This window comes from Paenibacillus sp. FSL H7-0703 (assembly GCF_038003485.1).
GTDB classification, from domain to species: domain Bacteria; phylum Bacillota; class Bacilli; order Paenibacillales; family Paenibacillaceae; genus Paenibacillus; species Paenibacillus polymyxa_B.
The window spans coordinates 1,674,203-1,698,388 of sequence record NZ_JBBOPF010000001.1 but is presented as its reverse complement, the minus strand read 5'-3'; the positions used below and the strand labels follow the sequence as shown (position 1 = coordinate 1,698,388).

Below are 24,186 nucleotides of genomic sequence, written 5' to 3'. Positions count from 1 at the left end.
CTTTTAAATTCTGCTGTTAACGATAATCATAGTGGGGTGGACTGGGAAGTTGTTTTTAAAATAGTTTGGCGTAGTATAAGGTGTAACATAAACTTAAATAACCAGCCGTCGGTTGAGATCCGACGGCTGGTTATTTAAGTTGCCAGGTGTTTGATTCCTGACTCACAAATGGATGTTAGTCTCCAATCTTAATGAAGCTAAGTCCTCGCCATTTGTAGTGATTACTTTTTTATACCTATCAAAGCTTTTCTTCTTTTTGTAGAATGGCTTCTTTTGATTGTCCGATATGTTATCTGAAATAATCCATACGGTAATTGTCTATAATGGGAGGGAGAATTACAGAATAGCCCGATTCATCTCATTTACGCATGGATATGTTGAGAAAAAGGAAATGCTCATAGCTAGAAAACTTTATACAATGGAAGAGGAATAAGAATTGTGAAATTCGACTTTTGATGAAGGATTTCATATAATGTGAGCATATTGTGAACAACTTAAATTGAAGACTTAATAAAAAAATGAAAATGATTTCCGTCCAGCTATGAATTTCAAAATTTGACGGAGGGAACGAGATGACAATGGAAGAGAGCAACAGACAGGTACCCTGGCAGGCGTATTACGGACCTAATCTAGGTTATGTGCAGGACCAGTATGAAAAGTATGTAGCGGACCCCGGAACGGTTGACCCGGCTTACCGCGAGCTGTTTGATCAATGGGGTGAGCCGCCACAATCCGAATATTCGGCTGCTTCCATGATAGACAACAAATTGCAAGGCCCCCCCACAAGTGCTTTGGGGCACCTTGATTCAAACACATTGCAGAAAGCGGTTACAGCGGGGAAAATGGTGTGGAATATCCGTGAATATGGACATTTAGCCGCCCAGATTGATCCGCTGGGACTGGATGCAGAGCAGGATACACGCTTGCTTAATCCAGCATCTTACGGTTTAACTGAACAAGACTTGAAGGCTTTTCCAGCCTCTTTAATATGGGATAACGCTCCTGCGGGAACACTTAACGGATGGGAAGCCATTCAACGGTTACGTGTGGCATACACAGGACCGATTGCCTATGAATTTAGTCATATTCACAACGAGGAGGAACGCCGCTGGCTGAACAGCTATGCAGAATCTGGCTGGTCCTCCAAGCCACTTACAACACAGGAACGCAAGTCGTTGCTAGGCAGATTGGTAGAAGTAGAACAGTTCGAAGAGTTTTTGCATAAAACATTCGTCGGACAGAAACGTTTTTCCATCGAGGGTAATGATGTGCTTGTCCCTGTTCTCGACGAGATTATTCGTCTAACGACAAATGCAGGAGCAAGTCATGTCCTGATGGGTATGGCGCATCGCGGCCGTTTGAATGTACTGGCTCATGTGCTGGGCAAGCCTTACAGTAAAATTTTCTCTGAATTTCATCATTCGCCGAATAAGGATTTGATCCCGTCGGAAGGTTCCACAGGAATTAACTACGGCTGGACTGGCGATGTGAAATATCATCTGGGTGCTGATCGTTTTGTAAAAGATGGGGGAGCAGTGCAAGCCCGTTTAACATTGGCGAATAACCCGAGTCACCTGGAATATGTAAATCCGGTAGTACAAGGATTTTCACGAGCTGCACAGGAAGACCGCAGTGAGGCTGGTTATCCGAAGCTGGATGTGAGCAAGGCAGCTACAATTATTATGCATGGTGATGCGGCTTTCCCAGGTGAAGGTATCGTGGCAGAATCACTTAATTTCACAAATTTGCGTGGCTTCCGTAATGGCGGCACGGTCCATATTATTGTGAATAATCGTTTGGGTTTTACGACAGAGAGTGTCGATTCACGTTCGACCCGTTATGCCAGTGATTTGGCTAAAGGCTATGAAATTCCAATTGTACATGTGAACGCGGATAATCCTGAAGCCTGCATTGCAGCGGCACGTATGGCTGGTGAATATCGCAATCGTTTCAAGAAGGATTTTTTGATTGATCTGATTGGTTACCGTCGTTATGGTCACAATGAATCCGATGACCCGGAAACAACACAACCGCTGGTATACCGTAAGGTGAAGAATCATCCGACGGTGAGCAAATTATATGCTCAAAAGCTGATGAAGCAGGGTATAGTGGATGAAGCGTTTAGTGCCGGCCTCATTGAAAAGGTCCAAAACAGACTGAAGGAAGCGCATGAGCATGTGAAGAATCAACCGGAACAAGAGCCGGAAATGACTCCTGTGAAGGCGAAAAAGAATCAGAATTCTATGGTACGTACTGCAGTGGAATTGAAAAAGCTGCGCCAAATCAATGAAAACTTACTCAAATGGCCACAGGCTTTTCATGTATATCCGAAGCTGGATCGAATTTTACAGCGTAGAAAAACCGCTCTGAACGAAGGGGAAAAGGTAGATTGGAGCTTGGCGGAGACGCTGGCTTTGGCCACCATTCTCGCAGACGGCAAGCCTATTCGTATGACAGGTCAGGATGCGGAGCGAGCTACATTTGCTCACCGTAACCTTGTGCTGCATGAGCCTGAAACAGGCCGTACACATTGCCCGTTGCATACATTGCCGGAAGCACGTGCTTCATTCAGTATTCATAACAGTCCATTGTCTGAGGCATCTGTCCTCGGCTTTGAATATGGCTATAACGTGTATTCTCCTGAAACGTTAGTGATTTGGGAAGCACAATTCGGCGATTTTGCTAACTGTGCACAGGTTATTTTTGACCAATTCATCTCCGCAGGCCGTGCCAAATGGAGACAGAAATCGAGTCTAGTGATGCTGTTACCGCATGGTAGCGAAGGACAAGGACCAGAGCATACAAGCGCACGTCTGGAGCGTTTTCTCCAGTTGTCCGCACAAAATAACTGGACTGTCGCTAATTTGAGCAGTGCCTCACAGTATTTCCATCTGCTACGCCGTCAGGCTGCATTAAGCGAAAGTGAGGAAGCCCGCCCGCTTGTGATGATGTCGCCGAAGAGCCTGATTCGTAATAATCGTGTCGCTTCGCCTGCCACTGAATTCAGCGAAGGAGCATTCCGTCCTGTGTTGGAACAGCCTGGTCTGGGTGCGCGTCCGGATCGTGTAGAGCGCATTGTACTATGCAGTGGCAAGATTGCCATTGATCTCGAAGAAGCATTGGAAAAGGATAAGAATGAGGCAGAAGAGCGTCTGCATATTATTCGTGTGGAGCAGCTATACCCTTTCCCGGAAGAGGAAATTCGGAATATTTTCGGCCGCTTCCCGCATGTTAAGGAGTTCGTATGGGCTCAGGAAGAACCTAAAAATATGGGGGCCTGGAGTTACATTGAACCTCGTCTGCGGAATGTAGTGCCACAGGGAGCGGAAATTCGTTACGCAGGCAGACCAGATCGTTCAAGCCCGGCCAGCGGTTATCAGCAAGTACACAGCCTAGAGCAACAGCGAATTATTCAATCGGCGTTGAAGCAGGATACCAAAAACAATATTACAATGGGGAGGTAGCGGCTGTGAGCGATATTATAGTGCCAGCAATGGGAGAATCCATCACGGAAGGAACAATCTCCAAATGGCTTGTGAAGGAAGGGGATTCCGTAGGACAGGGAGATGTTCTACTGGAGCTGGAAACCGATAAGGTCAATCTGGAAATTAGTGCGGAAGAAGCAGGTGTGGTCCAGAAAATCCTTCGTCAGGAGGGTGATACTGTAGTCATCGGTGAAGCTGTTGGCTTGATCGGAAGCGGCAGTGGTGGTGCGGAATCAACCGGTGCTGGAGAAGTTGCAGCGACTCAAGCGCCTGAAGCACCGTCCGTAGCGACTTCACCGTCTTCCGTAGGAGGCGGCGGTAAAGCTGAAGAAAAGTCTGCACCGCCTATTTCATCGAATGGCGACGGGAATGGCCAGACGGCATCACCATCCGCCCGGAAGTTGGCGCGTGAGCGCGGGATTGATCTTGAGCAGGTACAGGGAAAGGACCCGCTCGGACGTGTTTTCCAGGAGGACGTAAAAACGCATAACAGCTCTGAAGTGTCACGTGCAGCATCTGTACCTGCGTCTCCTGCTACTAGCAAGCCTGCGCCTCCGTCTACAGCACAAACGGAGTACAGCAAGCCTGTGGAACGCCAGCGGATGTCTCGGCGCAGAGCGACGATCGCTAAGCGTCTTGTTGAAGCACAGCAAACAGCTGCCATGCTCACCACTTTTAATGAAGTGGATATGACCGCCATTCTCGATGTGCGTAAACGCCGTAAAGATAAGTTTAAGGAAAAACATGATGTAGGTTTGGGCTTTATGTCCTTCTTTACAAAGGCAGTGGTTGGCGCACTCAAGCGCTTCCCTACCGTGAATGCAGAAATTAACGGCGATGATATCGTACTGAAAAAATACTATGATATCGGGATCGCTGTATCTGCCAAGGAAGGTTTGGTCGTGCCAGTTGTACGGGATGCCGATCGTCTTGGCTTTGCTGAGATCGAGAAAAGTATTGCAGATTTGGCTGGCAAAGCACGCTCCAATTCGCTTTCTCTGGCCGACTTGCAAGGAGGAACGTTTACTATAACCAATGGAGGTATTTTCGGCTCCCTGCTGTCTACGCCAATTCTCAATACGCCGCAAGTGGGTATTTTGGGCATGCATAAGATCCAACTTCGCCCGATTGCCATCGACGAGGAACGCATGGAAAATCGTCCGATGATGTATATTGCGTTGTCCTACGATCACCGGATTATTGATGGTAGTGAGGCGGTTCGTTTCCTGGTAACGGTCAAAGAATTGCTGGAAGATCCGGAATCATTGTTACTGGAAGGATAAAATAAATCGGGCAAGTGTATCTCCTCTTTACGTGTATGACAAAAGCAGACTCTTGCGAGTCTGCTTTTTTTCCTGCATAGTTATAACATAAGGCAACTGACATTACAGGCAGTAGATGTAGAGAAGGGCGGGAACTGTTTTGGACAAAGACTTGCGCTATCCGATAGGATCATTCGTTGTTCCAGATACCATTACAGAAGAACAGCTTATCGCATGGATTCACGACATTGCTGAATTGCCTGCACAGCTGCGTCAGGCGGTCGAAGGACTGAATGAGCAGCAGCTCAATACGCCTTATCGCGAAGGGGGCTGGACGATTCGGCAGGTAGTTCATCATGTGGCAGACAGCCATATGAACAGCTATATCCGTTTTAAGCTGGCACTGACGGAGGATACGCCGACGATCAAGCCATATGATGAGGGGCGTTGGGCCGAAATACCAGACGCCAGGGAGCTTCCACTGGAACCTTCGTTGCAATTGCTGGAAGGACTGCATGAACGGTGGGTGACCGTGTTACGATCGTTGGGAGAGGATCAGCTACACCGAACATTTATTCATCCTGAATCGGGCCAGACGATCCGCCTGGAACGAAACATCGGCATCTATGCCTGGCATGGCAAGCATCACACAGCTCATATTACTTCCCTGAGAGAACGGAATGCATGGTGATTTTTAAAACTATATCCAAATGAATATAAGGGAATAAAAAAGAAACCTTCAATCCCACTTTAATCGTGGTTTTAAAGGTTTCTTTTCTTATTTCCTCACAAGGTTGATGACTTGGGCGAGATTGAATGTCCAGGTGCCTCGGAGTCTCCAGACAATGCGGAAACAGAGGTCACCCCTGTGTTAACATGACGGTCGAGCCAGTCCACGATGTCACTCATCACCTCGTCGCGGTTTGTTTCATGAAGCATCTCATGGCGACCGTCAGGATAGAGGCGGTATTCGATGTCCTGAAGCTCTAAGCTTCGATACATTTCCACTAGTGACAACACACCTTTACCGAACAAACCCACTGGATCACGATCCCCGGCAAAAATATAAACTGGCAGTTTGGGATTGATGCGTTTCAGCGAGGAAGGCCAGTGGATTTCTTGTAATAGCCTGAAAAAATCCAGAAAAAAGCCTGTCGTGCATATAGCTCCACATAATGGGTCGTGCACGAATTGATCTACTTCCTCAGGATCACGGGACAGCCAGTCGAACGCCGTACGCACCGGACGAAAGGCACGGTTAAAGCCGCCAAAGACCATAGCGTTGAGCAGCATGCTGCGATGATCCATTCCTTGCAGCTTGGCTTGCAGTAGAGCAACTTGCTCTCCGAGTTTTAGGAGACCACGTCGTCCGTTGGTTCCCGATAAAATAAACCCGTGATACGTTTGCCGATCATCATACATAATTTTCTGGGTTAAAAAGGACCCCATGCTGTGACCCAGCAAAAAACGAGACTGATCAGGGAATTCCTTAGCTGCAATTTCGCCTAGCTCCAGCATGCCGTTTGCCATTCGATTAAACGCATTAGCTCCCGGCATACCCAGCTTATCAGGATCACCAGCCGTACGCCCGTGACCGATATGATCGTTGGCATACACGCCATAACCGCAAGCAGTAAGTTTTTCGGCCAGTCGGATGTAGCGATAGGACGTCTCGCACATGCCATGCGAAATTTGAACAATCCCCTTAATGGGCAAATTCTGATCAGGCAGCCAGCGGTAGGCAAAAAGCTCTGTTCCGTCATTTTCAGCGATGGTGAAGGTGTATTCCCGCATAATTAGACATCACATCCTTTAAGCTTTAAGGAAGATAAGATCTAAGTACGGTCATTCTGTCATTCAGCGTGTAACCACTCAGGTTAGCGGGCAACAGGAAGCAATCTCCAGCTTTACAGGAAAGAGACTCGGTATTATTGTTCCATGTTATGGTCCCACTGCCTTCACAAATCACGAGAATGGTGAAGCTGTCTTCCGTTGTAGAAAGTGCCCAACTTCCATCTACGATACCCTTTTCCACAACAAAATACTCACAGGCTGCCAACTGGAGCCATTTACCAGGCTGTAAGCCGTCCGTTTTCATCGTTGTTGCGCCTGCACCTTCGTAGGAGGTTACATTGAGGGAATCCTCGATATGCAACTCACGAGGCTTGCCGTCCAGTCCGGGGCGATTGTAGTCATATAAGCGATAGGTAGTATCCGAATTTTGCTGGATTTCAGCAACGACAACGCCTGCACACAGTGCATGTACGGTTCCGGCGGGGATGAAGAACGTATCGCCTGCTTCGACTGGAACCTGGCGCAAACTGCCGAGGATATCCCCACTTTCAAGGGCTGTGCGCAGACTCTCGCGGGTTACACCTTCGGTCAGACCATAAATAATCTTGGCATCTGGCTTGGCATCAAGCACGTACCACATTTCAGTTTTTCCTAATTCTCCGGCTGGAAGTCCTGCGTAATCATCTGTCGGGTGTACCTGAACGGATAAGTCATCATTACAATCCAGTAGTTTGATCAAAAGAGGGAATCGTCCGCCTTTTTCCGATACACCCTTGGCCCCGAGCCAATTCTGCCCGTAGGTCTCGCGGATTTCATCCAGTCCTTTGCCTGCCAGCTCACCATTGATAACCGTTGTTGTTCCGTTTGGATGATCGGCAATCATCCATCCTTCCCCGATATGTCCTTCTGGTGGGGTTAGACCAAATTGCTCTAAGGCCCGTCCTCCCCAAACTCTCTCTTTGAACTCAGGTTGAAATTGCAGCGGGTATGGCTTTAGCATAATTTCTCTCCTCCATATTGAGTAATGAGTGCGACCTAACAGAATAGGGAAATCAATAACGTGCCGCTAGGGCAATAAACTGGGATGAATAGCGTCCAAATGAGCTAAAAAAATGATATATGTAAGGCGGCTAAAAAAGCCGCTCATAACCTGAGTTTAAAATCCGACATTATTTCTTCTCAACCGCCACTACGTAAGGCGAAGCGGCTCGTTGTAATTGACGATAAATAATGCTTTGACCGCTGGAGACTGGGAGATCAGAAGCCCATTGAAGAACGGCATCTGCTTCTTCAATGCCTCCGGCGTGTCCTGGATATAACACGGCAGTCAGAATGCCGCGTGGTCGCAGCAATTGTAAGGCAGCATCAAGTGCGACGAGCGTGCTGTCTGTATGGGTGATGACCGTAGGATCGGCGCCTTCGGAAGGCAAGTAGCCGAGGTTAAACATGACCGCAGCGACTTTGCCATGCAGCATGTCCGGAACGGCCTCCCGCATTTGCTCATGACCTTGTAGCAGTAGCGATACTTCTGCTAATGAAGGAGAAGCGTTTTCTTCCAGTCGACGACGGGCGCAATGCAGTGCTTCTTGCTGGATGTCGAAGCCATAGACACGGCCCCGTTTACCAGCAGCCTTTGCCAGAAACAACGTATCTGCTCCTGTGCCGATAGTGGCGTCTATAGCAGTATCGCCTGGCTGCACCCGCGCAGCCACCAATTGATGAGCGTAGCTCAGGACGGATAGGAACCCCATTTAAGGTTGCCTCCAGTATTTTCCCTGCCACGTTTCACGTGACTTCAGTTCATGATCAATGGCATTAAGCACTTCCCATTTTTTAAGCGACCACATGGGCCCCATTAGCAAATCGCGTGGGGCATCTCCGGTTAACCGATGAACGATCATTTCGGGAGGTAAAAACTCCAGCGTATCAACTATCAGCTTAACGTATTCGTCCTTTTCCAGAAAGCGTAGCAATCCCGCTTCATATTGCTTGACCATGGGCGTTTTGCGCATGAGATGCAGCAGGTGGATTTTGATGCCCTGCACATCCATAGCGGCTACCGCCCGTCCCGTATCGAGCATCATTTCATGCGTCTCTTGGGGCAGACCATAAATGATGTGGGCGCACACGCGGATATTCCGCTTGCGCAGCTTTTCCACCGCATCCAGATAGCATTGAGTATCATGAGCGCGGTTAATCAGCTCTGAGGTCGATTCATGGACAGTTTGCAGACCCATTTCGACCCATAGGTACGTGCGTTCGTTTAGCTCGGCAAGGTAATTCACTACATCGTCAGGCAGGCAATCAGGACGTGTAGCGATGGACAGACCGACAACACCGGGCTGCTCCAGAATAACCTCGAAGTATTCTCGCAGTTCCTCAACCGGGGCATACGTATTAGTATAGGCTTGAAAATAGCCAATATATTTGGCGTTTGGCCATTTTAGATGCTGCCGATCCCGAATCGTATTGAACTGGGTGACCAGATCATCACGACGACGCCCGGCAAAATCACCCGATCCGCGTGCGCTACAAAAGGTGCAACCCCCTTTAGCGATGGAGCCATCGCGATTCGGACAGGTAAAACCGGCATCCAGCATGACTTTGAACACTTTATTTTGAAATTGCTCACGCATTTCGTAATTCCAAGTATGGAACCGTTTATCTCCCCACAGGAGAGGAGCAGGCAATAAATCTGTTTTCATGGGTGTACTCCTTTTTTTACGATCACCCTATTGTAACAAAAATCAGTCTTCATTGGGAATCATTTGACCGAACAAGTCAATAAAATGTGCGTATTTTATGGCGTTGCGGATTGAAAAAGGTTACACAATGTGTTATATTGTAAGCGGTACCAGACATACAATAAAAGGACTGTTTTCGATCCTGAAGATAAAAGTTATCCGTTGCTAATGATTATTCTTCAGGGAGGCAGCTATGCTGTTTCTATCGCCTGTTTTAGGGTAAGTGCACGTCGGTTCCATCACAAATAACCCGTGAGGTGATCTTTTATGAATGCGCAGGATAAGACGCGTATGGATAAAGTTACTGTTGAGTTAACCTTTGATGAGGCGTTGGCATTGACTGGTGTCCGTTTTGGGCAGGATCGTCAGATTGGAACGACCGCACGTCAAAAAATCAGAGCGGCTTGCCAAAAGACAATTGATTTTTCACCTGCTGATGGGGTAGACTATGAACAATTAAATTAGTTGGACCCCAATCCAAATATATTGAAAAAGGAATTTCATTTCCGTATCTTCAAGCGGGGGTGGAATTCCTTTTTCCTTGATAACAGAGTATATGGAGGAGTAACATGCGTTTACGCGGAAGAAAAGGAATTCGGGAAAGTCTGGAAGAACAGCAGGACCTAGTCATCTTGGAGCCAGCACAGTATAAGGGGAAATGGCAGCAGCTTTTTGGTAATGATCGTCCCATTCATGTAGAGTTCGGTATGGGTAAAGGGCAATTTATAAGCCAAATGAGCTTCCGGAATCCGGAGGTTAATTATATTGGCTTTGATATGTATGATGAGCTGGTTCGCCGTGCAACAGAAAAGTCTCGTCTGGCCTGGAGTAATTCAGAGGTTGATACGCCGCCTAATATCAAATTGGCACTGGCAAACATCGAACAGATCGAAAATGTTTTTGAACCAGGAGAGATTGAACGCATTTATCTGAATTTTAGTGATCCCTGGCCTAAAGCCAAACATGCACGTCGTCGTTTGACGCATCCGCGTTTTTTGGACAAGTACCGTCAGCTTTTGAACAGCAAAGGACAAATTCATTTTAAGACCGATTCGGAGACACTGTTTGAGTTTTCTCTCAATTCGTTTGCCGATAGCGGTTTGCAGATGACGAATATTTCGTTAAACCTTCATCGTGAGGGGATTAACGAGGAGCATGTCATGACGGAATATGAACAAAAGTTTATGGGCAAAGGTATGAATATTCATCGAGTCGAGGTGCTGATCGGCAAAGATGCTTTGGAAGAGTACGAAAAAACACGCCTTGAAAAGTACGGGAAATAAAAACAGATCAAATGGATAAAATAAGACAGGGTGCTTCCTTATTAGGAAAGCACCCTGTTCGGTTCCAGTATATCCAAAATACTCTGTGCGCTCTGAAGAGGATAATATCGCGCTACATTATGGACGTGCTCCTGTCGCTTGCGGACGATTTCTGGAAAATCGTGTAGCAGTCGGTTCATCCATTTAACGACAACATCCAGCGAAGTAATCGGTTCTCCGAAGCCTTGAGCCGTAAAGTATTGACAATTTTCCTCCTCCTGTCCAGGGAGAGGTTTGTGAAACAGCATCGGAATCCCTTTGGCCAATCCCTCGGTGCATGTCATTCCGCCGGGTTTGGTGATGAGCAGATTCGATACCTCCATTAATTTGTCGATTTCCCGTGTGAATCCGAAGATATGAATATTTGGATGATTAAACCTGGGATCTAATTGCATTTTACGACGAATTTTATCATTATGCCCCAAACAAAAAATAAATTGTATGTTTTCTCTCCACTGAGTAAGCGAATGATGTATGACTTCGTCATTCATAAGGCCCCAGCCGCCACCCATAACGAGTACGGTCGGGATGGGTTTAAGTCCGAATTGTTCTCTAATTTCATCGTGCCCAGGATGTTCCCAAAAATTTGGATGAACGGGAATACCGGTCACCTGGATTTTCGAGACGGGTACTCCGCGTGCGCGCAGCTTACGCATGACTTCAGGCGTAGATACAAAGTACCGGTCAACCTCGGGACTAATCCATGTTCCATGTGCATCGTAATCTGTAATGACAGTACAAAGCGGAACATGTAAGCCTAAGCGCTTCAAACGTGAAATTACCGCGCTAGGGATGGGATGAGTACATACCACCAAATCGGGACGAAGCTGCCGGAGAATGTTTCGGGTCTGCGTGTAGAACAGACGGTGCAAAGCGAGCGTTGTAAGACGGTTTAATGATTTTTTGTACTGATGACGGTAAACCAATCCGACTAGACGAGGCTGCGATACAACAGTCTTTTTGTATGCTGTAATAATAAGCGGGGCCATTCTTGGATTCAAAAAACTCCCCAGCTCCAGCACTCTTGTCTGCACATTCGGAGAAAGCTTCCGCAAACTGCTTGAGAGCGCGTAGGCAGCTTGAGTATGTCCGGCACCGAAACCTTCCGATAATAATAACACTCGTTTTTTAGCCACTCTCATTTCACCTGTTCCTGCTGGGATGTTCTCAATCATACCATATCGGCTTTAAGGCCAGAATGCAACCGTTCCTATTGCTGCAGACGTTCCGATGACCGCTCCTGCGAGTACATCCGTTGGGTAGTGAAGACCCAGATAAATTCGAGAAAAACCAACAATTGTCGCTACAGGCAACAGCAGCAATGTTAGCATCGGTGACTGTAGCATGAAAGGCACGGTAGCTGAAAAAATAGCGGTCGTGTGCCCTGAGGGAAAAGAATGGTCCGACAAGGGGTTGCGGAATGTATTTGTACCTGGTAGCGCCAAATACGGGCGAATCCGCGGGTACAGCTTTTTAACGATAGCTACGGGGATGTGACTGACCCCGAGAGCGATGGCTCCCTTCATACCGGTATCTTTCCACGGATTCGGAGCGAGCCACCAAATAAGGAGTGTGGAGGCTATAGTAAAGGTAGCCCCGCCTAAATGTGTGAGATAATAAAGCCAGAAGTTCAAAAAACGGTTGTGTAAGCGTCCGTTGATCCATTTGAACAACTGCTGCTCCAGATTTATAAGTTTTACGACTAAACGTTGCATTTGGTTTCCTCCGGTTGCCGGTTCAGGTCAGTCGGCAATATTTTGAGTCATTTTGACATAATCAGACCATAAGTAATTATTCTCTTGCTCTCATCATATTTTTAAACGCTGTTCATTTCAAGAATCACTAAAGATTCATAACTTACTTGGTTCAATTCTACACAAAAATGTTAATGGAATATAAGCCAAATTGTATAACTTTCTTTGCGTTCATCCGTCTAATAAGATAGAGTGTTTAGAAGTGGTTGCTAATTGGCCCACAAAAAGGAGGGACCAAAGAAATAAAAAGTTAGCAAATGGATGAAAATAAGACCTAAGCGTCATCAATGAGAAGACCAGCGCCGCATTCCCGGTTCAAACGGGAGTTTGTTGTGTTTTTTTGCTGCTGAGACCGGTTTAAGGGCTTTGACAAAAGATTGAAAACCAACGAAAATCGTAATGGCATTCCTGTGTCAGCCAAAAGGGGGCTGCGCACAGCCAATGAAGAAAGCAAGGGTCGGGTCAAAAACTACAGAAAAGGCGCGCAAAGCGCCGCAACTTGCGCTACACAGATAGAAAACAAACAAACGCAAGATTTTAAGGGGTATAAAAAAGGGGGTAACAAGAGATCATGTTAGACGCTATTTTTGTGACGCTCCAGGTCATACTGGCGGTGATCGCAGTCTATCAGTTTGCATTCTCCTTGTTCGGATTGGTTCGCAAGAAAAGGAAAGAGCACGCTGCTCCAGAAAAATCATTTGCCATTTTAGTCGCTGCCCACAATGAAGAACAGGTTGTCGGAGCATTGATGGAAAATTTGAAGCAACTTGATTATCCGAAGGAACTTTACGATGTGTTCGTAATCTGTGATAACTGCACAGATAAGACTGCGGATATTGTTCGCGCTCACGGCATGAATGCTTGTGAACGTACGAATCCAAATCTGCGTGGTAAAGGCTACGCTATTGAGTGGATGCTCAAGGAATTATGGGCTATGCCGCGCCAATATGATGCCATTGTCATGTTTGATGCTGACAATTTGGCGCATACCAATTTCTTGAGTGAAATGAACAATGATCTGTGCACAGGTGCCCGTGTTATTCAGGGGTACATTGATACTAAGAATCCTGAGGATTCTTGGATTACAGCGGCATACGGGGTATCTTATTGGTACATCAACCGTTTGTGGCAGCTGTCACGTCACAATCTGAACATGGCTAATTTCCTCGGTGGTACAGGCATGTGCTTTGAAACAAATCTGCTTAAGGAAATGGGCTGGGGTGCAACAAGTCTCGTAGAGGATTTGGAATTCACCATGCGCTGCACACAACGCAACGTATATCCAAGATTTAATTACGATGCCAAGGTATATGATGAAAAGCCGTTGACATTCAAAGCTTCGTCCAGACAGCGTCTGCGCTGGATGCAAGGTCACTTCACGGTCGCTCGTCGTTATTTCTTCCCGTTGCTGTGGCAAAGTATCAAGCATAGAAGCCTGACTAAATTCGATATGGCTCTTTATGGTCTAAACGTGTATATCGTACTGCTCACCTTCTTGATGACAGTAGCTATGTGGATAGATATAGCGTTATTTGGTGGACCTAATATCGAAAATATTTATGTACAATTCCCGGCTTGGACTGGTGTTATAGCTGTGGGTCTGAATATTACTACCTTTGTGATCGCGATGATTTTGGAAAAGGTCACGTTCAAAAAAGTATATCTGTACCTGCTGCTATTCCCGGTATATCTGGTCTCGTGGTATCCGATTACGTTCTATGCGTTCTTTACACAGAACAACAAGCAATGGAGCCATACCCAGCACACGCGTGTCGTTCGCCTGGAAGAGGTTCAGAGCAAGCAAGGTTAATTGGACGATGAAATAGGACTGAAGATCGGTGTCATTCATTTTCTATTAAAGTGTTGACACCTCGATTGCACCGTGATAAGATATTCGAGTATGTTAATTGAAAAGTATGGATTAACAAGTAGAAGGTCCGACTTCTCACCTGCCCGGTATTGCCGGCTGGTCATGATCCAATGATTTGTGAATTGAACTTTCATGATGAATTGAGTATCAGACAGGGATGTCGGCTGTGTAGTCGTCATCCCTTTTTTGTGCTTAAACACAATACAACAATAACAGGTTCTGGAGGTGGAGGGTTATTAGTAAGGAACATATGATCAATGATGAGATTCGGGTGAGAGAAGTACGTCTAGTTGGTGCGAATGGGGAACAAATCGGGATTACACCGACGCGTGAAGCTTTGCAAATGGCGATTGACGCAAACTTGGATCTCGTAAACGTGGCGCCTCAAGCGAAGCCGCCCGTGTGTCGGATTATGGATTACGGTAAATTCCGCTATGAGCAACAGAAGAAAGAAAAGGAAGCCCGTAAAAACCAGAAGATCGTTGACATCAAAGAGGTATGGTTCCGTTCCAACATCGAGGAACATGACTACCAAACCAAGTTTCGCAATGTGGTAAAGTTCCTGAATGAAGGGGACAAGGTGAAATGCTCCGTTCGTTTCCGCGGTCGTGAAATTACCCATGCTAATGTGGGTCAAAAAATTCTCGAACGTGTGAAATTGGAAGTTGCTGATCTTTGTACCGTGGAGCGCCAACCCAAGCTCGAAGGACGCAGCATGATTATGATATTGGCTCCAAAGAGTCAATGACAAATTAAGGAGGAAGTTCAATGCCTAAAATGAAAACACATAGCAGCCTTAAAGGCCGCTTCAAAATTACCGGTACTGGTAAAGTAATGCGTTACAAAGCTTACAAAAACCATTTGCTTTCCCACAAATCCAAACGTGCAAAACGCGTTCTGGGTACTAACCCTGAGATGGCACCTGGGGACGTTAAGCGTCTGAAACAAGGTCTTGCTAACCTGAAATAGCACTAGCACTGCAATGAATGAAGTATAAACATTATTTGGGAGGTCTATTGATATGGCAAGAGTAAAGGGCGGATTCGTCGTTCGTCGTCGTCATAAAAAAGTATTGAAGCTTGCTAAAGGTTATTTTGGTTCCAAACACCGCATTTTTAAAACAGCTAACGAGCAGGTAATGAAATCGCTTGTTTACGCATACCGTGACCGTCGTCAGACGAAACGTAACTTCCGCAGACTGTGGATCGTGCGTATCAACGCAGCAGCTCGTTTGAACGGTTTGTCTTACAGCAAATTGATGCACGGTCTGAAATTGGCTGGTGTGGACATTAACCGCAAAATCTTGGCTGATCTTGCAGTCAATGATATTAATGCATTCAACTCTTTGGCAACTGTTGCTAAAGGCAAAATCAACGCTTAATTATTAATAATGAAGGCGTGGAAACCGCGAAAGCGGTAAAAAGGTATCCCAAGCAGTACGCTGTGTAGGGATGCCTTTTTTTGTACATACTCAATGTTACGGAAAAGACTTCGTTTTCTCCAAAATACGAATAAATATGACGTGAGATGGAAAAATGTATGTTTTTTTTAACTTTGTAACGCTTACATTGATGAGATTTTAAAAAAAATTGACCCAAGGTTATTAATTGTCTAGATTTTAGCCGATCATAATTGTATAATCTCTAAAGTAAGTCTTCTGTACGATCTGTCTCGTCAGTAAATGACATGCAATGAGCATGTACATGTTCAAAGAAAAGAGACAGTCCAGGGATCTAACACTAAGGGGGAACAGTATCAGCATGAAGAAAATGTTCAGTATGTCTTTGGTTATGCTGCTGGCGATCTCGGTCATTCTCGCAGGCTGCGGTAACAAAAATCAAGGTGCATCCAACGCAAATGGTGGAGACACAGGTGGTTCTGCCAAAACATCGAATGTCCAAATCGGCATGGTTACAGATGTGGGTGGAGTAAACGACAAATCGTTTAACCAATCTGCTTGGGAGGCACTACAAGCCACTGAGAAAGAATCGGGCGTTAAAGTTAAATACCTGCAAAGTAAATCCGATCAAGATTATATTCCTAACCTGAACCAATTTGTTAAGGGTGATTTTAACCTGACTTGGGGAATCGGTTTTAATCTGGCGAATGCGATTGGACAAGTAGCGAAAGACAACCCAAGCAAGAATTTGGCGATCATTGACAGTGTCGTGGATGCGCCTAACGTAAAATCGGTTGTTTTTGCTGAAAATGAAGGTTCCTTCTTGGTGGGGGTTGTAGCTGGTAAGCTTACCAAAACAAACAAAATTGGTTTTGTGGGTGGACAAGACAGCCCATTGATCAAACGTTTTGAAAAAGGATTCGAAGCAGGAATTAAAGCTGTAAATCCAAATGCAAAATTGGAAGTTAACTACACAGGTGCATTTGATAAGCCGGACCTGGGTAAAGCAGCAGCTGCGACGATCTATAACAGCGGTGCGGATATTATTTTCCATGCAGCTGGCGGATCTGGTACAGGTGTATTTAATGAAGCGCTCGCACGTAAGCAACAAGGTCAGCAAGTATGGGTTATTGGCGTAGATAAAGACCAATCACTTGAGTTTGGTGACGACGTAACATTGACTTCGATGGTAAAACGTGTAGATGAAGCTGTAAAACGCGTATCTAAAGAAGTAATTGATGGTAAATTTAAGGGTGGTGTCGAGACACTGGCTCTGAAGGATAATGGTATTGGTTTGGCAGACACATCAACGAAAAACGTACCTAAAGACGTGCTTGATCTTGTAGAACAATACAAGCAAAAAATTATTAAGGGCGAAATTACAGTTCCTTCGAAATAAGTTTTGGCTTGAAGAACATAGAAGTAGCGACAAGGCTGGTTCATAAGACTAGCCTTGTTCTTACGTCTGGAGTTATATGGATTATAACGGGCAAAATCAGCTCATTGGAGCACATACTATAAAGTGTATAAGGGTGATCTCATGGATGCAGCGACCCCCGTCGTTGAGTTAAAGCAAATTACAAAACGATTCCCCGGCATCGTTGCCAACGACTCCATCAGCATCAAGCTGCATAAGGGAGAAATTCATGCCCTTTTGGGTGAGAATGGCGCGGGTAAATCTACGCTTATGAATATTCTTTTCGGACTGTATCAGCCGGATGAAGGGACAATTGAAATCGGAGGTAAACCCGTACAGATTGATAGTCCAAATAAGGCGATTGATCTGGGGATTGGCATGGTGCATCAGCATTTTAAACTCGTACAGCCGTTTACCGTTACCGAAAATATTGTCCTGGGCTCGGAGCCACGTAAGGGTCTGAAAATCAATTATAAAAAGGCTGCCGCAGAAGTACAGCGGCTGTCTGAGCAGTACGGTCTTCAGGTAAATCCGAATGCCAAAATTGAGGATATATCTGTTGGTATGCAGCAACGTGTAGAAATTATCAAAACGCTCTATCGCGGTGCAGATATTCTGATTTTCGATGAGCCTACAGCTGTGCTGACACCGCAGGAGATCACTGAGTTGCTGGATATTATGAAGCGCTTGGTCGCTGAAGGCAAATCAATTATTCTTATTACTCATAAACTTAAAGAAATCATGCAAATTGCAGATACGGTTACGATCATTCGCCGAGGTCAGGTTATTGATACGGTCAAGACGTCTGAAACAACACCAAATGAGCTGGCTGAGAAAATGGTGGGCCGTCGTGTGTCCTTTAAAGTGGACAAGCAGCTTGCGCAACCAGGACAAACGGTACTGGAAATGAACAATGTAATTTCTAAAAACAAGGATGGCATTAATGTTCTAAATGAGTTGAACCTTCAGGTCAAGGCGGGCGAGATTTTGGGGATTGCCGGAGTAGATGGAAATGGACAGAGTGAGCTGATTGAAGCTTTGACAGGCTTACGCAAGGTGGATGACGGAAGCATCCGTTTGCTCGGACAAGAGGTGGCCAATCAGCCACCACGCAAAATTTCAGAGGCAGGCGTTTCACATATACCGGAGGACCGTCATAAGCATGGGTTGGTGCTCGATTTTTCTATGAGTGAAAATATGGTGCTGGAGACGTATTACCAGGCGCCTTACAGTAAAAATGGCTTCTTGAACAAAGATGCTATAGAGAAACAGGCCAAAAGTCTTATCGAAAAGTTTGATGTAAGGACACCGGATATTCACACGAAGGCAAGAGCATTATCTGGTGGGAACCAGCAGAAGGCTATCATTGCGCGTGAAATTGATAAAAATCCAGACCTTCTCATTGCAGCACAGCCTACACGCGGTCTGGATGTCGGAGCTATTGAATTTGTCCAGAAACAACTGATTGCCCAGCGGGACCAAGGTAAAGCTGTGTTGCTCATATCTTTTGAACTGGATGAGATTATGAATGTATCCGACCGAATTGCTGTCATCTATGAGGGCAAGATTGTCGGGGAAGTGCTGCCAGAAGAAACGAATGACCAGGAACTGGGACTGATGATGGCAGGAAGTGCAGTGAAGAAAGGAGTAGAGAATGGCTAATCTATTGAAAATATTCACAAAAGACTCCTTTGTACTGGCGCTGGTCTCTATTATTTTGGGTCTCCTTCTGGGTGCTATTGTGATGCTGATTGGCGGGTATGACCCTATTGTGGCCTATTCTGCTTTGTTTAGCCGTGTATACGGAGATTCTTATAACTTTGGAGAGGCTATCCGTGAGATGACTCCGCTGGTTTTAACGGGGCTGGCATTTGCTTTTGCGGCCCGCGCCGGATTGTTTAATATTGGCGGCGAAGGTCAGTTTCTGGTAGGTATGACAGCTGCTTCGATTGTGGGCATTAAACTCCATGGGTTGCCAGCTATCATACATGCACCGCTAGCTGTGATTGCAGGTGCAGTTTTCGGAGGCTTGTGGGCTGCGATTGCTGGCTATTTGAAGGCCAAACGAGGCGTGAATGAAGTTATTACATGTATTATGATGAACTGGATTGGTCTGTATTTGGCTAATTTGGTGATCAATCAGTTCGCACTTATGGATGGTGAAAATCGTTCTGTGGATATTCAGCCTTCTGCTTCAATTTCCATCGAATGGCTGTCCCAGATGATGGGGAATGCTCGGGTACATTGGGGTACAGTTATTGCAGTGCTGGCGGCAGTCTTTTTCTACATTTTCATGTGGAAAACAAAGCAAGGCTATGAGCTTCGGGCTGTCGGATTTAATCAGGATGCATCCCGCTATGCAGGTATGAATGTAAATCGTAATATCATAAAAGCGATGTTCATTAGTGGAGTTTTTGCCGGATTGGCAGGTGCCTTTGAAGTACTAGGAGTATTCCATTATCAATCTGTCATGGCAGGATCACCGGGAACCGGCTTTGACGGTATCGCTGTAGCTCTGATTGGGATGAATAACCCATTCGGTGTGCTGCTCGGTTCTGTTTTGTTCGGAACGCTTACGTATGGTTCTGCGGGGATGAGCTTTAGCGCAGATGTACCGCCCGAAATTATCCGGGTTGTCATTGGCTCGATTATTTTCTTCATTGCGGCCCAAGGTATTGTACGTTGGGTTGTGAAGCCGCTCTACTCCAAGCGGAAGAAAGAGAAGGTGTTGTAGAATGAGTTGGTTAACACTTGGTGAATTAATCCATACAACGCTCGTTTTTGCGACGGCGATTATTTTTGCGTCTCTCGGCGGAGTTTTTTCAGAAAAATCCGGTGTAACGAACCTCGGGTTGGAAGGACTTATGGTATTTGGAGCGTTTGCAGCGGGTGTTGGCGGATTTTATGCCGAGCAAGCTGGACTAGGAGGCACCTCTGCGGCTTGGGTAGGTGTGCTGTCAGCTGCGGTGTTCGGTATTCTGGTTTCGCTAATTCATGCTGTAGCCTCTATTACGTTCAAAGCCGATCAGGTAATAAGTGGTATAGTTATCAACTTTTTGGCAGCAGGTAGTACACTGTACATGGTCAAGCTTTTATTTGAGGGTGATGGTGACACGGGTCGGATTCAGGGTTTCAACGAAATATCCATCCCTTACCTTGTGGATATCCCGATTGCAGGAAAAGCCTTTTTCCAAGCCTATCCAACGACATACTTAGCCATTCTATTAGTTATTATTGGCTATTTTACTTTGTATAAAACACCGTTTGGCTTGCGTTTGCGTTCCGTTGGGGAGCATCCAGGAGCGGCCGATACAGTGGGTATTAAAGTAAATCGTCTTCGGTATATTGGTGTTATGATCAGTGGGGCGTTGGCTGGGATTGGTGGGGCTACAATCACTCTGACTACAACCAACATGTTCTCGCACAATACAGTTTCGGGGCAGGGATATATTGCTATTGCCGCTATGATTTTCGGTAAATGGAATCCGCTCGGCGCTTTTGGCGCAGCAGTGTTTTTTGGTTTTTCACAAGCCATTCGCAACTATGTGCAGCTGTTCGCATGGTCCCAAAGTATTCCCCAGGAAATTATTTTTATGTTGCCATATCTCCTGACGATTATTGTACTGGTAGCGGCTGTCGGACGTTCACGTGCTCCGGCCGCTTTGGGTCAACTTTATGATCCAAGCAAGCGTTAAAACTTATAAATAGCTGATGTGTATGTTTTGAAAATGTACATTGGTGTATAAAAAATCTGGTATCTGCATGTGCAGGTACCAGATTTTTTTTATATTGTGCAGGCATTTAAACATACGCCACTGGCATGAATGGAATAGACTGTGCTATGCAGATTGGACGGGACGCTCGGCCCCTGTCAGCTCCGGTCTATTTTGTGGTGGTGATGAGCTATCAAGGAGCCGTTCAATCTGTCCATCCGTTGAGAAAGAAGGAGGAAATACGATGAAACAGGCAGTAACCAGAAAGCAGGTGGAGAAGCTTGTTGGCAAAGTCATCTTTGCTACTCGCAAGGATGGTTCCCAGGTCAGCGGCAAGCTGATTCGCATTTCGGGTAACCGACTGGTTCTTCAACCAAACCGCAAGAAAAAAGTAAACACGAAGGCGATTATTCCTCTGGTGCTGTTTGACTTGCTTGCCATCGGCACAGCTCCATACATTGGTGCCTATGGTGGGGGATATGGTGGCTACGGTCCAGGTTATGGAGGACCAGGATATGGTCCGCAGCCAGGCCCGTATACAGACGGGGGGTACCCCGGCGTAGGATATCCGTATTACCCTAATTTATTTTAGTCATACAAAATCTTGAGCTCGAAAAAGATACTTTTTACAGTGACTTTTCGAGTTCGTGGCATCGGCTCAGAGCTACGTAGCGCAGCATTTGATATTGATGACGTAGATAAAAATGGATCCCCCTGATATTGTCTTCGTCCACCATAACTTTAGCCCGCTTGCAGCGACGCAGTCGTCCGTAGTGTTCGGCATGCTCCAGCAGTTTTTTTCCGTATCGCATACCTTGATGAGCCGAAGAGATTGCGATCAAATCAATGTATAATAGTTCGCCATGCAGCATAACATGAATGAAGCCAACAACCTGTGCATTATCCGGTCTGCAAGCTACAAAAGTGATGCCCCGGTTTAAGCGCCGGGGTAATTCTTTGCGTATTTGTTCCATTTCTGGGGCACTTAAATGCGATAGGGGGACAAGCTCTTGCTCGATGAGACGAAAGATGATGCTGTCATCTTGATAGCTTCGTTTTCGAATCATAAACGGGCCTCCTTTTCTACCCTTTTAACAAGATAAGACGTGGCTTTGGAGGAGTGCACTGTCTCACCGTGTGGTCTTTTTTATAATATGCGGGTACCTCTTACAAGCGTGCGACTCTGAGGTGCTTCAGAAAAGAAACATAAATTTTTATGAAATATGGGTATTGACTATCCCAGATGAGAGACATATAATGTGTCTAAACATTTGAAAGAATGACATGAACTCAACGGCAATGAAGAGGACGAAGTGATTAGGGCTCTTTTGTTCAGAGAGTGAGGCATTAGCTGCAAGCTTCACCAAAATCCCTTTTTAACGAGCTCACCTTGGAGCTGTTTTCCTGAAAAGTATTTGGGCCCGATGATATTAACGGTGCGCTGAATCACCTATTAGGGAAAATCGTACGGTCTACGTTACAGACGCCAGATATGGAGATCCTTTGTGATTTCTGTACCTGCCAAGGTTCGATATTGCGAAATATCGGGCAAACACGGGTGGTACCACGGAAGCTACAGCCTTTCGTCCCTCAGTAACAGCAAGTCTGTTCTAGGGATGAAAGGTTTTTTTGTTTTTACAAATGTCAGATGTATGTAAATTTTGTAAAGGAGGATGACCAATGAGTGCACAAATTCCTGAAGTTAGGTCAACCAATGAATTACGTGAAAAGTGGATGAAGCCTGAAGTGATTACAGGTTCGGAAATTTTACTCCGTAGCCTGTTGCTGGAGGGAGTAGATTGTGTCTTCGGATATCCTGGTGGTGCAGTGCTTTATATCTATGATGCCATGTATGGCTTTAAGGATTTCAAGCATGTCCTCACTCGTCACGAGCAAGGAGCTATTCATGCGGCAGATGGTTATGCACGGGCGAGCGGTAAAGTGGGTGTCTGTATCGCCACTTCCGGACCTGGAGCGACAAATCTGGTAACTGGTATTGCGACGGCTTTTATGGATTCGGTGCCGTTAGTGGTCATCACGGGTAACGTTATATCTTCCCTGATCGGTACGGATGCTTTCCAGGAAGCCGATATCACGGGAATTACAATGCCGATTACGAAGCACAGCTATCTGGTAAGAGATGTGGAGGATCTGCCGCGAATCATCCATGAGGCATTTCATATTGCCAACACAGGGCGCAAGGGACCGGTGCTGATTGATATTCCGAAGGATATTTCTGCAGCCCAGACGTTGTTTGTTCCACAAACGGAACCTGTGACCATGCGGGGTTATAACCCGAAAGTGATACCCAACAAAATTCAACTAGACAAGCTAACTCAAGCTATTTCCGAAGCAGAACGTCCATTCATTCTGGCAGGTGGAGGAGTTGTATACTCCGGTGGACATGAAGCACTTTACGAGTTTGTTCGTAAAACGGAAATTCCTATTACGACAACATTGCTCGGATTGGGTGGTTTCCCAAGTGGACATGAACTGTGGACGGGGATGCCGGGGATGCATGGAACATACACCTCCAATCAAGCGATTCAACAGTCAGATCTGTTGATCTGTATCGGAGCCCGCTTCGATGATCGGGTAACAGGCAAGTTGGATGGGTTTGCTCCTCAAGCTAAAATCGTCCACATTGATATCGACCCTGCTGAAATTGGAAAAAATGTTGCAGCGGATATTCCTATCGTGGGTGACGTGAAGGCAGTGCTGGAATTGCTGAATCAGGATGTGAAACGTGCGGATCGAGCTGATGCATGGAGAGCGCAAATTCAGCATTGGAAGAAAGAGAAACCTTATTCATATAAGGATTCTGAAACGGTGCTTAAACCACAATGGGTTGTTGAGCTGTTGGATGAAACGACCAAGGGCGGCGCAATCGTAACGACGGACGTGGGACAGCATCAAATGTGGGCAGCGCAGTATTACAAATTCAATCAGCCACGTTCATGGGTCACCTCTGGTGGACTCGGTACGATGGGATTTGGTTTCCCTTCTGCAATCGGTGCTCAGATGGCCAATCCCGACAGATTGGTAATATCGATTAACGGGGACGGCGGTATGCAGATGTGTTCGCAGGAATTAGCCATCTGTGCAATCAATAACATTCCGGTTAAAATCGTAATTATCAACAACCAGGTTCTTGGAATGGTTCGCCAATGGCAGGAATTGATCTATAACAATCGGTATAGTCACATTGACCTGGCTGGAAGTCCGGATTTTGTGAAACTTGCCGAAGCATACGGAGTCAAAGGACTGCGTGCTACGAATAAGGAAGAGGCACGTCGGGCTTGGCAGGAGGCGCTTGATACACCCGGACCGGTCGTTGTCGAGTTTGTAGTCAGCAAGGAAGAGAATGTATATCCGATGGTGACGCAAGGTTCGACAATTGATCAAATGCTGATGGGGGACGAGTAA

General features: G+C 46.0%; 22 protein-coding genes. 15 read left to right on the top strand and 7 right to left on the bottom strand.

What is annotated here, in order from left to right; all coding sequences use genetic code 11:
• The first annotated feature begins 572 nt into the window (after window positions 1-572).
• The 3 genes from MHB46_RS07120 to MHB46_RS07110 all read left to right on the top strand — a co-directional run bounded on the left by MHB46_RS07120 (window position 573) and on the right by MHB46_RS07110 (window position 5,438).
• The gene (locus tag MHB46_RS07120; protein ID WP_341161943.1) at window positions 573-3,464 is read left to right on the top strand and encodes a 2-oxoglutarate dehydrogenase E1 component; all 2,892 of its coding nucleotides are present in this window, start codon (window positions 573-575) and stop codon (window positions 3,462-3,464) included.
• A gap of 5 nt (window positions 3,465-3,469) precedes the next feature.
• A complete protein-coding gene (gene odhB, locus MHB46_RS07115) occupies window positions 3,470-4,768 on the top strand; it encodes a 2-oxoglutarate dehydrogenase complex dihydrolipoyllysine-residue succinyltransferase (protein ID WP_341161942.1) in 1,299 nt (432 codons plus the stop codon).
• A gap of 139 nt (window positions 4,769-4,907) precedes the next feature.
• Complete coding sequence (locus MHB46_RS07110; RefSeq protein ID WP_165176181.1) at window positions 4,908-5,438, top strand: YfiT family bacillithiol transferase; 531 nt, start codon at window positions 4,908-4,910, stop codon at window positions 5,436-5,438.
• Window positions 5,439-5,533: 95 nt separating this feature from the next.
• Here MHB46_RS07110 and MHB46_RS07105 read toward each other — a convergent pair whose 3' ends face one another.
• From MHB46_RS07105 to MHB46_RS07090, 4 genes are all read right to left on the bottom strand, one after another.
• Window positions 5,534-6,541 carry an alpha/beta fold hydrolase gene (locus MHB46_RS07105; RefSeq protein WP_341161941.1) on the bottom strand — a complete coding sequence of 336 codons (1,008 nt, stop codon included), beginning with the start codon at window positions 6,539-6,541 and terminating at the stop codon, window positions 5,534-5,536.
• A gap of 25 nt (window positions 6,542-6,566) precedes the next feature.
• Window positions 6,567-7,541: a type I phosphomannose isomerase catalytic subunit gene (locus tag MHB46_RS07100; protein ID WP_341161940.1), complete on the bottom strand. Its 975-nt coding sequence runs from the start codon at window positions 7,539-7,541 to the stop codon at window positions 6,567-6,569.
• Between the two features lie 169 nt (window positions 7,542-7,710).
• Complete coding sequence (locus MHB46_RS07095; protein ID WP_341161939.1) at window positions 7,711-8,292, bottom strand: class I SAM-dependent methyltransferase; 582 nt, start codon at window positions 8,290-8,292, stop codon at window positions 7,711-7,713.
• A complete protein-coding gene (locus MHB46_RS07090; protein WP_341161938.1) occupies window positions 8,293-9,246 on the bottom strand; it encodes a TIGR01212 family radical SAM protein in 954 nt (317 codons plus the stop codon).
• A gap of 306 nt (window positions 9,247-9,552) precedes the next feature.
• Between MHB46_RS07090 and MHB46_RS07085 the strand changes: the two genes are divergently transcribed.
• Both MHB46_RS07085 and trmB read left to right on the top strand, forming a co-directional pair.
• Window positions 9,553-9,750, top strand: coding sequence for a hypothetical protein (locus MHB46_RS07085; protein ID WP_013309373.1), 198 nt, complete (start codon window positions 9,553-9,555; stop codon window positions 9,748-9,750).
• 104 nt (window positions 9,751-9,854) lie between these two features.
• Window positions 9,855-10,568, top strand: coding sequence for a tRNA (guanosine(46)-N7)-methyltransferase TrmB (gene trmB / locus MHB46_RS07080; protein ID WP_322173845.1), 714 nt, complete (start codon window positions 9,855-9,857; stop codon window positions 10,566-10,568).
• Between the two features lie 41 nt (window positions 10,569-10,609).
• On the opposite strand, the gene MHB46_RS07075 is transcribed toward trmB, so the two are convergent.
• Together MHB46_RS07075 and MHB46_RS07070 are read right to left on the bottom strand one after the other, a co-directional pair.
• Window positions 10,610-11,743, bottom strand: a complete 1,134-nt coding sequence (locus MHB46_RS07075) for an MGDG synthase family glycosyltransferase (protein WP_445667585.1) — start codon at window positions 11,741-11,743, stop codon at window positions 10,610-10,612.
• A gap of 51 nt (window positions 11,744-11,794) precedes the next feature.
• Window positions 11,795-12,322, bottom strand: a complete 528-nt coding sequence (locus tag MHB46_RS07070) for a phosphatase PAP2 family protein (RefSeq protein WP_341161936.1) — start codon at window positions 12,320-12,322, stop codon at window positions 11,795-11,797.
• A gap of 610 nt (window positions 12,323-12,932) precedes the next feature.
• Between MHB46_RS07070 and MHB46_RS07065 the strand changes: the two genes are divergently transcribed.
• The 9 genes from MHB46_RS07065 to MHB46_RS07025 all read left to right on the top strand — a co-directional run bounded on the left by MHB46_RS07065 (window position 12,933) and on the right by MHB46_RS07025 (window position 21,352).
• Window positions 12,933-14,171 carry a glycosyltransferase family 2 protein gene (locus MHB46_RS07065; RefSeq protein WP_341161935.1) on the top strand — a complete coding sequence of 413 codons (1,239 nt, stop codon included), beginning with the start codon at window positions 12,933-12,935 and terminating at the stop codon, window positions 14,169-14,171.
• Between the two features lie 310 nt (window positions 14,172-14,481).
• Window positions 14,482-14,979 (top strand): translation initiation factor IF-3, encoded by a 498-nt coding sequence (gene infC, locus MHB46_RS07060; RefSeq protein WP_013309378.1) that lies wholly within the window; start codon window positions 14,482-14,484, stop codon window positions 14,977-14,979.
• Between the two features lie 20 nt (window positions 14,980-14,999).
• The gene (gene rpmI, locus MHB46_RS07055) at window positions 15,000-15,200 is read left to right on the top strand and encodes a 50S ribosomal protein L35 (RefSeq protein ID WP_013309379.1); all 201 of its coding nucleotides are present in this window, start codon (window positions 15,000-15,002) and stop codon (window positions 15,198-15,200) included.
• Between the two features lie 52 nt (window positions 15,201-15,252).
• Window positions 15,253-15,612 carry a 50S ribosomal protein L20 gene (rplT, locus tag MHB46_RS07050; RefSeq protein ID WP_007429517.1) on the top strand — a complete coding sequence of 120 codons (360 nt, stop codon included), beginning with the start codon at window positions 15,253-15,255 and terminating at the stop codon, window positions 15,610-15,612.
• 379 nt (window positions 15,613-15,991) lie between these two features.
• A complete protein-coding gene (locus tag MHB46_RS07045; protein ID WP_061829124.1) occupies window positions 15,992-17,029 on the top strand; it encodes a BMP family lipoprotein in 1,038 nt (345 codons plus the stop codon).
• A gap of 141 nt (window positions 17,030-17,170) precedes the next feature.
• Complete coding sequence (locus MHB46_RS07040) at window positions 17,171-18,709, top strand: ABC transporter ATP-binding protein (protein ID WP_341161934.1); 1,539 nt, start codon at window positions 17,171-17,173, stop codon at window positions 18,707-18,709.
• Window positions 18,702-19,781, top strand: coding sequence for an ABC transporter permease (locus MHB46_RS07035; protein WP_039269736.1), 1,080 nt, complete (start codon window positions 18,702-18,704; stop codon window positions 19,779-19,781). Before MHB46_RS07040 ends, MHB46_RS07035 begins: the two co-directional genes overlap by 8 nt.
• Before the next feature lies 1 nt (window position 19,782).
• The gene (locus MHB46_RS07030; protein WP_010349245.1) at window positions 19,783-20,742 is read left to right on the top strand and encodes an ABC transporter permease; all 960 of its coding nucleotides are present in this window, start codon (window positions 19,783-19,785) and stop codon (window positions 20,740-20,742) included.
• 262 nt (window positions 20,743-21,004) lie between these two features.
• A complete protein-coding gene (locus MHB46_RS07025) occupies window positions 21,005-21,352 on the top strand; it encodes a hypothetical protein (protein WP_023987757.1) in 348 nt (115 codons plus the stop codon).
• A gap of 34 nt (window positions 21,353-21,386) precedes the next feature.
• Here the strand turns inward: MHB46_RS07025 and MHB46_RS07020 are convergent, their stop codons facing one another.
• Entirely contained in the window at window positions 21,387-21,827 is a 441-nt protein-coding gene (locus MHB46_RS07020; RefSeq protein ID WP_165176171.1) for a GNAT family N-acetyltransferase, read from the bottom strand.
• Window positions 21,828-22,440: 613 nt separating this feature from the next.
• Here MHB46_RS07020 and ilvB point away from each other — a divergent pair.
• On the top strand, window positions 22,441-24,186 hold the full coding sequence (ilvB, locus tag MHB46_RS07015; protein ID WP_061829126.1) for a biosynthetic-type acetolactate synthase large subunit: 1,746 nt from the start codon (window positions 22,441-22,443) through the stop codon (window positions 24,184-24,186).